Annotated in this window: 16 protein-coding genes; 1 reads left to right on the top strand and 15 read right to left on the bottom strand. The window is 42.3% G+C overall.

Translation table 11 applies throughout. The features are described 5' to 3' along the window. Positions 1–132: 132 nt before the first annotated feature. The 7 genes from ADI74_RS08585 to budA all read right to left on the bottom strand — a co-directional run bounded on the left by ADI74_RS08585 (position 133) and on the right by budA (position 6,566). Positions 133–1,203 carry an ABC transporter substrate-binding protein gene (locus ADI74_RS08585; protein WP_049538327.1) on the bottom strand — a complete coding sequence of 357 codons (1,071 nt, stop codon included), beginning with the start codon at positions 1,201–1,203 and terminating at the stop codon, positions 133–135. Continuing rightward, positions 1,200–1,973, bottom strand: a complete 774-nt coding sequence (locus ADI74_RS08580) for an ABC transporter permease (protein WP_049538326.1) — start codon at positions 1,971–1,973, stop codon at positions 1,200–1,202. The genes ADI74_RS08585 and ADI74_RS08580 overlap by 4 nt, the downstream gene beginning before the upstream one ends. Then, entirely contained in the window at positions 1,970–2,776 is an 807-nt protein-coding gene (locus tag ADI74_RS08575) for an ABC transporter permease (protein WP_000754115.1), read from the bottom strand. Before ADI74_RS08575 ends, ADI74_RS08580 begins: the two co-directional genes overlap by 4 nt. After that, positions 2,757–3,914, bottom strand: a complete 1,158-nt coding sequence (locus tag ADI74_RS08570) for an ABC transporter ATP-binding protein (RefSeq protein ID WP_000742901.1) — start codon at positions 3,912–3,914, stop codon at positions 2,757–2,759. The genes ADI74_RS08575 and ADI74_RS08570 overlap by 20 nt, the downstream gene beginning before the upstream one ends. Before the next feature lie 139 nt (positions 3,915–4,053). After that, positions 4,054–4,959, bottom strand: a complete 906-nt coding sequence (gene murB / locus ADI74_RS08565) for a UDP-N-acetylmuramate dehydrogenase (protein WP_049538325.1) — start codon at positions 4,957–4,959, stop codon at positions 4,054–4,056. 110 nt (positions 4,960–5,069) lie between these two features. Continuing rightward, positions 5,070–5,825, bottom strand: coding sequence for a YhfC family intramembrane metalloprotease (locus tag ADI74_RS08560; protein WP_049538324.1), 756 nt, complete (start codon positions 5,823–5,825; stop codon positions 5,070–5,072). A 9-nt stretch (positions 5,826–5,834) separates the two neighbouring features. Then, positions 5,835–6,566 carry an acetolactate decarboxylase gene (gene budA, locus ADI74_RS08555; protein ID WP_049538323.1) on the bottom strand — a complete coding sequence of 244 codons (732 nt, stop codon included), beginning with the start codon at positions 6,564–6,566 and terminating at the stop codon, positions 5,835–5,837. A gap of 145 nt (positions 6,567–6,711) precedes the next feature. On the opposite strand from budA, the gene ADI74_RS08550 reads away from it, so the two are divergent. Next, entirely contained in the window at positions 6,712–7,983 is a 1,272-nt protein-coding gene (locus tag ADI74_RS08550; protein WP_049538322.1) for a PLP-dependent aminotransferase family protein, read from the top strand. Between the two features lie 21 nt (positions 7,984–8,004). On the opposite strand, the gene ADI74_RS08545 is transcribed toward ADI74_RS08550, so the two are convergent. The 8 genes from ADI74_RS08545 to ADI74_RS08510 form a co-directional block, all read right to left on the bottom strand. Continuing rightward, positions 8,005–8,820: an ABC transporter substrate-binding protein gene (locus ADI74_RS08545; protein ID WP_049538321.1), complete on the bottom strand. Its 816-nt coding sequence runs from the start codon at positions 8,818–8,820 to the stop codon at positions 8,005–8,007. Between the two features lie 117 nt (positions 8,821–8,937). Continuing rightward, a complete protein-coding gene (locus tag ADI74_RS08540) occupies positions 8,938–9,405 on the bottom strand; it encodes an NUDIX hydrolase (RefSeq protein WP_049538319.1) in 468 nt (155 codons plus the stop codon). An 89-nt stretch (positions 9,406–9,494) separates the two neighbouring features. Then, complete coding sequence (gene phoU / locus ADI74_RS08535; protein WP_049538318.1) at positions 9,495–10,148, bottom strand: phosphate signaling complex protein PhoU; 654 nt, start codon at positions 10,146–10,148, stop codon at positions 9,495–9,497. A gap of 11 nt (positions 10,149–10,159) precedes the next feature. After that, a complete protein-coding gene (pstB, locus tag ADI74_RS08530; protein WP_049538316.1) occupies positions 10,160–10,918 on the bottom strand; it encodes a phosphate ABC transporter ATP-binding protein PstB in 759 nt (252 codons plus the stop codon). Positions 10,919–10,930: 12 nt separating this feature from the next. Beyond that, positions 10,931–11,734 carry a phosphate ABC transporter ATP-binding protein PstB gene (gene pstB, locus ADI74_RS08525; protein WP_049538314.1) on the bottom strand — a complete coding sequence of 268 codons (804 nt, stop codon included), beginning with the start codon at positions 11,732–11,734 and terminating at the stop codon, positions 10,931–10,933. 10 nt (positions 11,735–11,744) lie between these two features. Further along, positions 11,745–12,629, bottom strand: a complete 885-nt coding sequence (pstA, locus tag ADI74_RS08520) for a phosphate ABC transporter permease PstA (RefSeq protein WP_049538312.1) — start codon at positions 12,627–12,629, stop codon at positions 11,745–11,747. Continuing rightward, positions 12,619–13,536, bottom strand: coding sequence for a phosphate ABC transporter permease subunit PstC (gene pstC, locus ADI74_RS08515; protein WP_049538311.1), 918 nt, complete (start codon positions 13,534–13,536; stop codon positions 12,619–12,621). Before pstC ends, pstA begins: the two co-directional genes overlap by 11 nt. Further along, positions 13,536–14,414 carry a phosphate ABC transporter substrate-binding protein PstS gene (locus ADI74_RS08510; RefSeq protein WP_049538308.1) on the bottom strand — a complete coding sequence of 293 codons (879 nt, stop codon included), beginning with the start codon at positions 14,412–14,414 and terminating at the stop codon, positions 13,536–13,538. Before ADI74_RS08510 ends, pstC begins: the two co-directional genes overlap by 1 nt. Positions 14,415–14,549 lie beyond the last annotated feature (135 nt).

Raw genomic sequence — 14,549 nt, 5'->3', positions numbered from 1 at the left:
CATGATTAAGTATATTTTTCTACTAATTCATGATCTATTTTAATAAATAATCTAGCCATAAAATGGTTAATTTTCTATGGCTAGGTTTTATTTTTTTGTCTGATGAAATTATTTCCGCTAGCAGATAATCTCCTACTTCCGATACATCTTAAATTGTAGGAAGAGGTCGCTGTATTTTCCTGTCCATTTATGGTCAAATTTCTCATAAACTTCTAGGTGTTTCATGGTATCAGCGTCTGGATAGAAGGATTTGTCCTCACGAGTCTCCTCTGGGAGCATTTCCTTGGCTGGTAGGTTTGGTGTTGAGTAGCCTACATACTCCGCATTTTTCAGAGCATTTTCGGGTTTCAACATAAAGTTGATAAAGGCATAGGCTGCATCTTGGTTTTTCACGGTTTTGGGAATGACCATGTTATCAAACCAGAGATTGCTGGCCTCAGTCGGAACGACATATTTAAGGTTAGGATTTTTCTCCAACATCTGGCTGGCTTCTCCTGAGAAGGTCACCCCGATAGCAGCATTGTTCTGGATCATGTAACCCTTCATCTCGTCTGCCACAATGGCCTTGATATTTGGAGTCAGTTTGTAGAGCTTGTCTACCGTTTCTTCCAACTGCTGAGGATCCTTAGAGTTAAGACTGTAACCGAGCGAGTTAAGCCCGAGTCCCAGCACCTCACGCGCCCCATCAAAAAGCATGATGGAATCCTTATATTCTGGCTTCCAGAGATCATCCCAATGTTCAGGCGCCTCATCTACCATGGTTTCATTGTAGACGATTCCCAAGGTCCCCCAGAAATAAGGGATAGAGAATTTATTGCCTGGGTCAAAAGACTGGTTGAGAAACTCTGGTCCGATATTTTCGATTCCTTCAATTTTTGAATAATCAAGCGGAACTAAGAGGTCTTCGTCCTTCATCTTGTTGATCATGTATTCACTTGGGATGGCAATGTCGTAGGTCGTTCCACCCTGCTTGATCTTGGTATACATGGCTTCGTTGGAGTCAAAGGTCTCGTACTGGACTTGGATTCCTGTTTCTTCTGTAAATTTCTCTAGAAGTTCAGGATCGATATAGTCTCCCCAGTTGTAGATGACCAATTTTTGACTATCACGACTATTGATTTTACTATCAAGATGATAGGAAATTCCCCACAAGACAAGGATAATGGCTATAATTCCAGCTAAAAATGAATAGAGTCGTTTCATGCTTTCTCCTCCTTCTCACGTGAAATAAAGTAATATCCTACAACCAGGATAATACTAAAGAGAAAGACCAAGGCTGAAAGAGCATTGATTTCTAGAGAAATTCCCTTACGAGCCCGAGAGTAAATCTCGACTGAGAGGGTTGAAAATCCATTCCCTGTTACAAAGAAGGTCACGGCAAAGTCATCCAATGAATAGGTGAAAGCCATAAAGTAGCCTGCAATGATAGACGGCGTTAAGTAAGGAAGCATAATTTCCTTAAACATCTGGAACTGGCTAGCTCCAAGGTCATAGGCCGCATGAATCATATCCCCATTCATCTCTTTCAATCGCGGCAAGACCATGAGCACTACGATAGGAATCGAGAAAGCCACGTGACTAGACAGAACTGTCAAAAATCCAAGTGAAAACTTGAGTTGGGTAAAGAGAATCAAGAAGCTGGCACCAATCATAACGTCGGGTGCAACCATCAAAATATTATTGAGAGATAGAAAGGCTTCTTGGTACTTTTTACGTGATTGATAGATGTAGATAGCACCAAAGGTACCAATGACAGTCGCAATCAGGGCTGATAAGAAGGCAAGTAAAAAGGTCTGAACCAAAATCAGCATGAGTCTTCCATCACCAAACATGGTTTCAAAGTGAGACAAACTAAAGCCTGTAAAGCTATTCATATCATCCCCGGCATTGAAGGCATAGCCAATCAAGTAAAAAATTGGCAAATATAGGATGATAAAGACAAAGGCTAGGTAGAGATTGGCAAATTTTTTCATCGTTCTCTCCTTTCCTTGGTCACCCACATGGTGAGAAACATGGTCAGGATGAGAATCACACCGATGGTTGAACCCATACCGTAGTTATCATTTGTCAGGAAGTTCTGCTCAATGGCTGTCCCCAGGGTGATAACGCGGTTCCCACCGATTAAACGTGTCAGCATGAAGAGGCTCAAGCTGGGGATAAAGACAGATTGGACTCCACTTCGCACACCATTCATAGATAAAGGGAAGATGACATGGCGGAAAGTTTCCCACTTGGTCGCACCGAGATCGTAGCTGGCATTGATGAGATTGTTATCCATATCATCCAAGACATTGAAAATCGGCAAAATCATAAAGGGAAGCTCGATGTAGCTTGCAACGAAGATAAAGGAGAAATCTGTAAAGAGCAACTGCTGCGAACCGATTCCGATAAATTCCAAGAATTGGTTAATAGAGCCATTTTGACCAAAAATCCCAATAAAGGCATAAGCCTTAAGGAGCAGGTTAATCCATGTTGGCAGGATAATCAGCATGAGCCAGAGTTGACGGTGTTTGAGACGAGTCAAAAAGAGGGCTGTTGGATAGCTGATGAGAAGGGTCACCAGAGTTACAATTCCTGCATAAAGCACAGAGTTGAAGCTCATTTTGAGATAGGTTAAGTTTTGTGACGCAAAATAGGATTTATAGTTTTCTAAACTAAACTGCCCTTCAATGTTGAAAAAGGATTGACCGAAAATCAAGACCAAGGGTGCGAGAACAAAGAGGGCAATCCAAAGCATGTAGGGCACTACAAAGAGTTTAGAGGTTGTTTTCTTCATCTCTTTCCTCCTCGATCGCATTAATCAGACCTGCTTCTTGCTCTTCGATTTCTACGTATTCTTCGATACGAGCATCGAATTCTTCTTCGGTTTCGTTGAGACGCATGATATGGATATCTTCTGGTTCAAAGTCCAGACCGATTTCCTCACCAACGATGGCCTTACGAGTTGAGTGAATCATCCATTCATTTCCGAGCTCGTCATAGGCGATAATCTCGTAATGAACCCCACGGAAAAGTTGAGTATCAACCTTAACTTGGAGCTTGCCTTCTTCAGGAAGGGTAATGCGCAAGTCCTCTGGACGAATGACAACCTCAACAGGCTCATTTGGCTTCATCCCACCATCGACCGCTTCAAAGCGTTTGCCATTGAACTCGACCAAGTAGTCTTCAATCATGGTTCCTGGCAAGATATTTGACTCACCTATAAAGGTCGCAACAAAATGGTTGATTGGCTCATCGTAGATATCAACAGGTGTTCCAGATTGGACAATCTCACCATCGTTCATAACGAAAATCCAGTCACTCATAGCGAGAGCTTCCTCCTGATCGTGAGTGACAAAGACAAAGGTAATTCCCAATCGTTGTTGCAGTTCACGCAGTTCGTACTGCATGTCTGTCCGCAATTTCAAGTCCAGCGCTGACAAGGGCTCGTCCAGCAAGACCACACGGGGTTGGTTGATGATGGCACGAGCAATGGCTACACGCTGACGTTGTCCTCCAGAGAGTTTACGGATGGAACGCTTCTCGTAACCTTCCAGCTGGACCATCTTGAGAACTTCCGCTACACGTTGCTCGATTTCTTTCTTGTCGATTTTACGCAAGCGGAGTGGAAAGGCAACATTTTCAAACACATTCATATGTGGAAACAAGGCATAGGATTGAAAGACGGTATGGACATCTCGTTTATTAGTTGGGATATCATTGATCCTTACCCCATCCAGTAAAATATCCCCTGTCGTCGCATCCAGTAAACCTGCAATGATGTTTAGGATGGTTGATTTTCCTGAACCAGATGCGCCTAAAAGAGTGTAGAACTTCCCTTCTTCCAACTCAAAGTTAATGTCTTTGAGAACCTTGGTGTTGCTGTCTTCAAAAACTTTAGAGACGTTTTTGAACTCAATAATTGGTTTTTTCAATTCCTCTAAATTCCTTCTTCTTCGTAAATTAACAGATTGGGACCTTGTTAGAATGCTAGACACAAGCGTAGGAAATAAAATGACCTAAACCTCATTTAGCGATAAAATCCCAATCTTTGAATGCTATGTAAAAATAATGTTATTCGTGTTCACCTAAGATACGAACTTCTCGCTCTAAGGTAACACCTGAATGTTCTTTAACTTTTTCAATGACAGACTCAATTAAGTCTTCATAATCTCTTGCAGTCCCATCGGCTACATTAATCATAAAGCCTGCATGTTTTTCTGAGACTTCGACACCACCAATACGGTAGCCCTTCAAGCCAGCCTCTGAAATCAACTGACCTGCAAAATGCCCCACTGGACGCTTAAAGACTGAACCACAAGATGGGTATTCTAGAGGTTGTTTGAGTTCACGTAGGTGCGTTAAGCGGTCCATTTCTTGCTTGATAACCTGATGATTTCCTGGAGCTAGGGCAAATTTAGCTGACAAAACAACAGCTCCAGAATCTTGAACAGCCGAATGACGGTAACCAAAAGCCAATTCCTTGGAAGATAAGGTCACAATCTCCCCTTCCTTGGTCAAAATTTGACAAGACTGCAAGATATGGGCAATCTCTCCTCCATAGGCACCCGCATTCATAAAGACTGCTCCACCGACGCTCCCTGGAATGCCACAGGCAAACTCGAAACCAGTCAAACTATGACGAAGGGCAATACGTGTCGTTTCAATCAAGTTGGCCCCAGCTTCCGCTTCAATGGTATAACCATCAACTGAAACGTTATTGAGCTTGTCACACAAGATGACAAATCCACGAATTCCACCGTCACGCACGATAATATTGCTGGCATTTCCTAGCACCATCCAAGGAATATTCTCTTGATTGGCAAATTGAACGACACGCGCCATCTCATAGCGATTGCGTGGCAAAACCAGATAATCCGCTCGACCTCCGACCTTGGTATAGGTATAGGTCTTCAAGGGTTCCTTGAAACGAATATCAATTCCTTCTAATTGTTCTTGTATTTTAGTTACTAATGTCATATCTCTCATCCTTTTGTAAAGTCATTTCATTATACCATTTTTAAAGGCTTTTGACGAACCGAAAAATGGAAGTATCAAAGCATTGCATAAAAAAAGAGGTGAACCTCTTTTTATGATGATTTTTTCCAAAATGTAGATTTTGTAAGCCAGACAAAGGCAAGTACTTCTACAAGAAGAATGCCCTCCACTAGAAGTGGATTTGCAATCCAGCCCACTTGAGATAGAGCTGGAGCTAAGTCGAACAAGGCATGTAATCCATAGGCAGCAACGAGATAAATCCATTTCTTTTGACGGACACTTTGATAGACCCAGACAGTAAGGCTCATTTGGAGAACCAGAGCAAGGACACGCTCAACTCCTAGTAGATATATCTGCCATGCTGATAGAGACTGAACCGTTTCGAGTGTCGTCTTTGTAAGAAGATTCGCCGCATCAGTATTTGATGACTGTACTAGTGAAAAGAGGATCAAAAGGCTAATCAAGCTTCCCATTCCGAGATAGAGCATCTCCAAGCCCCCATGTCCCAAACCATAAGCCAAAGCATCTCGATCTTCTAGCTTTCTCTTTTTCTCCAACCATTTAAAAAAGACAAGACGAGCTGTTTCCTCAAAGAGGGCAGCCATGGCAATCCCATAAAGGACGTATAAGAGAGGCTGCTCCTGCATGAGCGGAATGGTTCCATCTTTTTGCGGATGGAGTACCAGAAGGTGAACCATCTTCTCTAACACTTGAGAAGAAACAAAAAATGCGATTGCCCCCAAGCCCATCACTGCAAGAGAGATTTTAAACCGTTTTTTGGCATACCAAGTTCCACCTACTAGAATGAGAACTAAAGCGATCATGGTGAGGATAATATGTACTGTCATCTTTTTCTCCTATTCTGACTTATCAATATCTTTCTTCATCTCGTCAACGTTAAATTTGGCAAATAAATACTGGCGATCTTGGACTGGAAAACGTTGGTCCAACTGGTCGACTGCCCCAACCTCGATCATTCCTTCTTTGATAACAAAGTCCATCACATGCCCACCAAAGGTCAAATCATCTGAGATAAAATGCAAATGGTAACCTGCAACACTCACCCCATGGAAAATCTCCGGTGTCCAAAATCCAACAATGGTTCCCGATACATTTTCACGGCTATATTCAGGTTGGTGAGTCGCGACATCAGCAAACTTGGTATCAGGTGTGGATTTAGGAATCATTCGCACATGCATGTGAGCAAATTCGCCATGAATCTTGATGGAACGGAAAAGATTTTCCCCATCATAGTAGGACTCAATTCGTTTTTCCAATTCCTTGTCCGTCATCTCAAAGCGTTGTCGAAAAATCACTTCTGCCTGATGGGGAACAACAGCCGCATAAGGGATAAGGGCATCAGGTGAAACTTCTACAATTTCAGGTTGTTCCCCTGAACCCTTGGCTTGATAAGCCTTGCCATCAAGGACAATCAACTCCCCATCAATCGAATCAAGGGTTCCCAAACCGAGGTCACCATGTTCCAGTAATTCTCCCACTGTCATGGTTCCACCATAGAGACCTGCCATTAGGGCACCTAGGGTATTGTATTGAAATAATTTTACTGGTTCCTGCACTTTTCTATCCATTCTCTTTCTTATCTTCTTTTCAATGAATCATCATACTTTCTAAGTATACCACATTTACTCCTAGTTGTGAAAGGGAGAAATGCTTTTCCCATTGCCAAGTAGACAAAAAAAAGGTACAATGTAACAAAATCAAGGGAGGTCTGGAATGAAGAAAGAAAGTAAATACCAAGCAGTCGTTTCCTTTCTCAAAAAAGGTATCGAATCAGGAAAATTTCCAACAGGTAGCCGGCTTCCCTCCATCCGTCAACTGAGCCAAGACTTCCACTGTAGCAAGGACACTGTCCAACGAGCCCTGCTAGAATTACGCCATGAACAATACCTCTATGCCAAGCCCCAAAGTGGCTATTATGTTCTGGAACAGGGTCAGCATCAGGACTTGGAAATCGAAGTCACTGACGAACACGCCAGTGCTTATGACGATTTCAGACTCTGCGTCAATGAAACACTGATTGGAAGAGAAAACTACCTCTTCAACTACTATGACAACCAAGAAGGCCTTGAGGAACTCAGACAATCTGTCCATCAACTTCTTTTCAATCAAGCCCTCTACTGCAAACCCGACCAACTGGTTCTAACATCTGGCACCCAGCAAGCTCTCTTTATCCTTTCACAGATCAACTTCCCAAGTAAGGGAGAGGAGATTTTGGTCGAACAACCTACTTACCACCGGATGAACCGCCTCTTGGTCGCTCGGGGATTGGCCTACAGAACCATTGAACGCCGAATCGATGGGATTGACCTTGACGAACTGGAAAAACAGTTCAAATCTGGAAAAATCAAGTTTTTCTATACCATTCCTCGCTTCCACTATCCTCTAGGTCATTCCTATTCTGATCAGGAAAAGAGGGCTATTCTGGATCTAGCAAACCAGTATGGTGTATATATCGTCGAGGATGACTATTTAGGGGACTTAGATCCTAGAAAGGGTCAAACCTTCCACTATCTGGATACTGAGGATCGCGTCATTTATATCAAGTCCTTCTCAACCAGTCTCTTTCCAGCCCTTCGTATTACCGCTCTCATTCTCCCAAATGCCCTAAAAGAGGCCTTTGTTTCCTACAAAAATATCCTGGACTATGATAGCAATCTCATCATGCAAAAGGCTCTTTCTCTTTACATCGATAGCCAGTTATTTGAAAAAAATCGACTTGCCAGACTGACCCTTCAAGAGAACTATCAGGCTCGGATAAAGGAAGTACTTGAAAAAAACACCTGTCCCTTGCCCTGCTATCCTCTACATGATGGCCTTCTCCTTGATTTAAGGACCTATCCTAAAATTGCCAGTTTAAAGCATAGCTCCCTCAAACTAGACTTTTTTGAGAAGGCCTATTTGGATGCCTGCCCTTATCAGTTCGCCAAAGTCACTCTCGAAAATCTAGAAGCACTATTACAATACATAAAAGCAGAATTGGATTAAAGTCCAACTCTGCTTTCTTTTTTACTGTTCAACTTCTGTTAGTTTCGCAGCTTTTTCCAGATAAGTTTGATAGGTTCCTTCATCTTTCAGTTTTTGGATAACCTTATCGACTACTGCTTTCAAGTCTGATTGACCTTTCTTGATAGCAACGGCATTGGCTTCGCCATCTTTCATTGTCAAAGTAGCTGTCGCAACGACAAGGTCTGAGTTTTTACCTGCGTAACTAAGAGCAACTGGTTCATCCATATGAACAGCATCCACTTTTCCAGCTTGCAATTCATTGACTGCTTCACCCATATTGGTCAAGGATGTCAATTGTGCATTTGGCAATTGTTCCTTGACCATGGTTTCTGGAACAGTTCCCTTTTGAGCTGCGATATTAGCACTTGCAAGGTTTGAAAGATCCTTGTATTTGTCTAAATCGGCTTTTCTAACCAAGAAGCTCATCTTGTTTTCATAGTAAGGGATAGAAAAGTCAAAGACTTCCTTTCTCTCATCAGTGGCACTAATTCCTGCAATAGCCAAGTCAGCCTTTCCAGTTTGAAGACTGGTCAAAACATTGTCAAAACTCATACTAGAGATTTCAAGTTTAACCCCAAGTTCATCCGCAATCGCTTGAGCCATATCAATATCTGCACCAACCACTTGGTTTTTACCATCAACCAAGGCTTGGAATTCAAATGGCGCATAGTCTGGGCTGGTCGCAACAACTAGCTTCCCTTTTTGTTTGATAGCATCCACAGCAGACTGGGAACTATCCGTACTGGATTGACAAGCTACTAAAATCATGCTGGCAAGTATGCTACACACAACTAATATCCATTTCTTAATTTTCATAAATAAACGGCCTTTCTGTTATTTCTGAATAATTATAACCCGTTTGAAACTGCTTGTCAACGTTTTTCTTGCATTTTCATAAAATATAGTTACAAAAAAAGATATTCAGAGATTAGTTTATCTATCTATTGGGAACTTATTTTCAAAAAAATCATTTATCATATCTTGATGTTGCTGGTTTACAATTGCAATGTTTTGTATGTCCCCATAATAAAAAAATCCTAATTCTAAAGTTTCATTACTTGAAAGAAAATTTGTAGAAATAGAATTTTCAGATGAAACTAAATACAAAATTGTAAGCACTTGAGCCTCATCGCCATTCGGATAACTATCTGAATATTTAGTATAAACATTTAAGAGTTTTTCCGCTCTCACTTCGATTCCCGTTTCTTCATAAAACTCTCGCACTAAAGCTTCTAAAGCCGATTCACCTAATTCAATCGCACCACCTGGTAATCCCCACGTTCCTTTATCTGCTCGTTTTTGTAATAAAATTTTTCCTGATTGATTTAATATTCCACAGGTGAAATTTAAAATAATTTTATCTTTCCCAACTTTTTTTCTTATATTCTGTATGTAGTCCATTACTCACCTCCGATAAAAGAAACCATCAATACAACGAAAGCTTACTATTAAAAAGTAAGCTTTCACAATAATTTTATCATTTGAATACTTTATAATTCAACAATCTTACCTGTTTCAAAGTAAACAACCCATTCACAGATATTTTTTGCGTAGTCTCCGATACGTTCCAAGAAGGAAATAACCTGGAAGTAATCGCGTCCTGTAACAATAGCTTCAGGATTTTTCTTGATTTCTTCTGTAGCCAATTCACGAATGCTATCAAAGTAATGGTTGATTTTTTCATCCATAGCCGCCACTTCGTAGGCTTGATCCACAGAACCATTCAGATAGAGATCTAGAGCTGCTTCGACGAAGTTCTTCACATCGCGACCCATCTGTTTGATTTCTTCTTCAACGGCAGGGATACGTTGCTCCCCTTTCATGCGAATGGTTGCCTCAGCGATAGAGACTGCATGATCTCCCATGCGTTCGAGGTCTGAAACCGCCTTGAGAACGGTCAAGACAGTACGAAGGTCCTGAGAAACGGGTTGCTGAAGGGCAATAATTTCAAATGATTTCTTCTCCAGCTTAATTTCATATTCATTCACTTCCGCATCTTTGTCGATAACTTCTTTAGCTAAATCACGGTCATGAGTGACAAAGGCACGCACTGTACGATTGATCTGCGAAAGCACTTCTTGTCCCATTGCGTAGAACTGGTTGTGCAATTTCTCTAAATCTTCTTCAAATTGAGATCGTAACATCTTTCAACTCCTTATCCAAATTTTCCTGTAATATAGTCTTCTGTTTCCTTGTTTTGTGGGTCTAGGAACATCTTTTTCGTATCATTGAACTCAATCAAATCTCCATCTAGGAAAAAGCCTGTTTTATCAGAGATACGAGAAGCCTGCTGCATGGAACGTGTTACCAAGAGCATGGTATATTTATCCTTTAGACCATACAAGGTTTCCTCAATCTTTCCAGCCGAGATAGGATCCAAGGCCGAGGTTGGTTCGTCCAAGAGGATGATTTTAGGGCTGGTCGCTAAAACACGGGCAACACAGACACGTTGCTGTTGACCTCCTGAGAGACCAATAGCCGAATCATGCAAACGATCCTTGACTTCATCCCAGATAGAAGCGCGTTGCAAGGCCTTTTCTACTGCTTCATCAAGGACTTGTTTATCCTTAACTCCATTGATTCGCAGTCCGTAAACAACATTTTCGTAGATAGACATAGGGAAGGGATTGGGCTGTTGGAAAACCATGCCGATTTCCTTACGCAATTCAACCGTATCAGTTCGGGGGCTGTAGATATTGTGACCATTATAAATCACTGTCCCCGTTGTTGTCACTTCAGGATTTAAATCTCCCATCCGGTTGATGGCCTTGAGAAGAGTTGACTTCCCTGAACCTGACGGACCAATGAGGGCGGTTATTTCCTTGGGTTGGAAAGAAAGGGAAACACTATTCAAGGCCTTCTTTTTGTTGTAATAAACGGACAGGTCTTTAACCTGCAAAATCGGTTCTGTCATGCTGTTTCCTTTCTAACCAAAGTGTCCCGTTACATAGTCATTGGTTGACTGTAGCTTGGCATTTTGGAAAATATTGGACGTCTTATCATACTCAATCAAATCACCCAAGTAGAAAAATCCAGTATAGTCACTCGCACGGGCAGCCTGTTGCATACTGTGGGTAACGATGATGATGGTAAAGTCTTTCTTCAACTCCAGCATGGTTTCTTCCAGTTGGGCTGTCGCAATCGGATCCAAGGCTGACGCAGGCTCATCCATCAAGAGGATATCTGGCTTGACAGAGATAGCTCGCGCGATGCAAAGCCGTTGCTGCTGACCTCCAGACAGGGTCAGGGCTGACTTGTGCAAATCATCTTTGACCTGGTCCCAAAGGGCAGCTTGACGGAGAGAAGTTTCCACAATTTCATCCAAGACCTTCTTATCCTTAACACCTGCACGTTCATGGGCAAAAGTGATGTTACGGTAAATAGACTTAGCAAATGGGATTGGACGTTGAAAGACCATTCCGATATGCTTGCGCATCTCATAAACATTGATTTCTGGACGATTAACGTCAATACCTTGGTAGAGAATTTGACCTGTTACCTTGGCAATATCAATGGTATCATTCATCCGATTGAGACTGCGAAGATAGGTAGATTTCCCTGATCCAGACGGACCAATCAAGGCTGTAATTTTATTTTTTTCAAATTGCATATCGATGCCCTTGATGGATTCATTTTTACCGTAGTAAACATGTAAATCCTTGGTAGAGAGGGCCACTTTTTCTTCAGGGAAGGTGATGATATGCTTTTCATCCCAGTTATATTTTGACATGGCTTCTCCTTTAGGCAGCGGTTAATTTCTTATGTAGGTAACTTCCAAGTTTGCGAGCTCCAAAGTTAAAGATTAAGATAAAGATGAGGAGCACAGCTGCAGAACCAGCTGATACGATGGCACCATCTGGGATGGTTCCCTCGCTATTGACTTTCCAGATGTGGACAGCCAAGGTTTCCGCTTGACGGAAGATAGAGATAGGACTGGTAACACTGAGAATATTCCAGTTAGACCAGTCTAGGGCTGGTGCAGACTGCCCTGCCGTATAGATCAGAGCAGCAGCCTCACCAAAGATACGGCCAGATGCCAAGACAACACCCGTTACAATACCTGGAAGGGCTTCTGGAATGACGACATGAACAACTGTCTCCCAACGAGAAATCCCAAGAGCTAAGCCAGCCTCACGCTGCGTATGGTGAACGTGTCTCAAACTGTCCTCAACATTTCGAGTCATCTGAGGGAGATTAAAGACCGTCAAGGCCAAGGCACCTGAAATGATTGAGAATCCATACTCAAACTGGACTACAAAGATCAAGTAACCAAAGAGACCCACAACCACTGATGGCAGTGAAGACAAAATCTCAATACAGGTACGGATGAAATTGGTCACAGGACCCTTTTTGGCATATTCAGCTAGGAAAATCCCCGCTCCCATGGATAAAGGAACAGAAATAACCAAGGTAATAACCAGAAGGAAGAAGGAATTATAAAGCTGAATCCCGATACCTCCCCCTGCTTGATAGGAAGAAGATTTCCCAGTCAAGAAGGACCAAGAGATGTGAGGCAAACCGCGAACTAGGATATAGAGAATCAAGGACGCCAGAATGGTCACGATGATACCCGAGATGGTATAGAGGACAGCTGTTGCAAGTTTATCTAATTTCTTAGCGTGCATAGTTTTTCTTTCCTCTTTCTTTCGTAATCAATTTAATCACACTGTTAAAGGCCAAACTCATCAAGAGCAAGACTAAGGCCAGTGACCAGAGTACGTTATTATCAACTGTACCCATGACGGTATTTCCGATACCCATAGTCAATACAGATGTCAAGGTCGCAGCTGGTGTTGTTAGCGAGGTTGGGATAACTGCTGAGTTTCCGACCACCATCTGAATAGCAAGGGCTTCACCAAAGGCACGTGCCATCCCAAAGACCACTGCTGTAAAAATACCTGAACGCGCTGCTTTCAAGGTCACACGCCAGATGGTTTGCCAGCGAGTCGCTCCCATTGCCAAACTGGCTTCACGGTAGTGACGGGGCACAGCACGCAAGCTGTCTGTTGTCATAAAGGTTACAGTTGGTAGAATCATGACAAAGAGAACGAAAATCCCTGACAAGATCCCAAAACCAGTTCCACCAAAGACACTACGAACAAATGGAACCACAACCTGCAAACCGATAAATCCATAGACAACCGATGGAATCCCAACGAGAAGTTCAATGGCTGGTTGCAAAATCTTAGCACCTTTTGGTGATACTTCTGTCATAAAGACTGCAGCACCAATAGCAAAGGGAGTTGCAATCAGGGCTGACAAAATTGTTACAATAAAGGAACCCAAAATCATTGGCAGAGCACCAAATTGTTTTCCTGAAGGATTCCAAGTTTGTCCAAAGAGGAAATCAAAGATGTTCACTCCATTGACAAAGAAGGTCGACAAGCCTTTCTGCGCTACAAAAATCAAAATCATCGCCACAATGATGACAATTAAAAAAAGACAGGCGAAGGTCAATCCTTTACCAAACTTCTCAAGACGAGAGTTCTTTGAAGGAGAGAGCAATTTTTTTGAAAGTTCTTCTTGATTCATTATTGACTCCCTTCTATGGCTGTTACGGTACCTGACGCATCTTTTTGGACTTTCATTTCATTGATAGAAATATAGCCCATGCCCTTAACAATTCCAGTTTGGGCTTCGTCTGAGAGGATGAATTTTAAAAATTCAGCTGCCAACTCATTCGGCTGACCTAGGGTATACATGTGTTCATAAGACCACAAAGGCCAGTTGTTGGTTGTTACATTTTCAGTTGTCGGCTCATAGCCATTGAGCTTCATGGTCTTGACCGAGTCATCCACATAGGCAAAGGCAAGATAAGAAATGGCTCCTGGAGTTTGGGAGACAATCGACTTGACCATTCCATTAGAATCCTGTTCTTGGCTCTGCATAGCCGCTTGACCATTCATTACGACATTGTCAAAGGTTGCTCGCGAACCAGAACTTGCTGCACGGTTAATAGTCGAAATTGCAAGGTCTTTGCCCCCAACCTCTTTCCAGTTAGTCACTTCACCGGTAAAGATTTTACGAAGTTGCTCAATTGTCAGATTTTCAACAGTCACTTCTTTGTTCACAATTACTGCCAGACCAGCTACTGCAACCTTATGGTCCACAAGCGCTGAAGCGTCAATTCCATCTTTTTCCTCCGCAAAAACGTCAGAGTTTCCAATATCTACCGCTCCTGACTGCACTTGGGAAAGTCCTGTTCCCGAACCACCGCCTTGAACGTTGACTGTTTTTCCAATGTTTCTTGAACCAAATTCGTCTGCTGCGGCTTCGACCAAAGGCTGAAGAGCAGTTGAACCGACAGCTGTCATGGTTTCTCCACGATCAATCCAGCTTGCACATCCCGCTAGAGAACCTGCAAGTAAAAATGTCGCAAGAGATAGGACGAGCTTTTTTCTTTTTTTCACTATTTTTCTCCTTGAACATAATGATGAATGTTCTGATTTCTTTCAGTTCCTATCATGACAATCAGTGATGATAGGATTTGGTTTACGATTTATAGACTGGAAGCCCCTTGAAGACCAGTCGGTTCATCACATAAT

The organism is Streptococcus pseudopneumoniae (assembly GCF_001074565.1).
Lineage (GTDB): Bacteria > Bacillota > Bacilli > Lactobacillales > Streptococcaceae > Streptococcus > Streptococcus pseudopneumoniae_J.
This window is presented reverse-complemented; position numbering and strand designations above follow the sequence as displayed.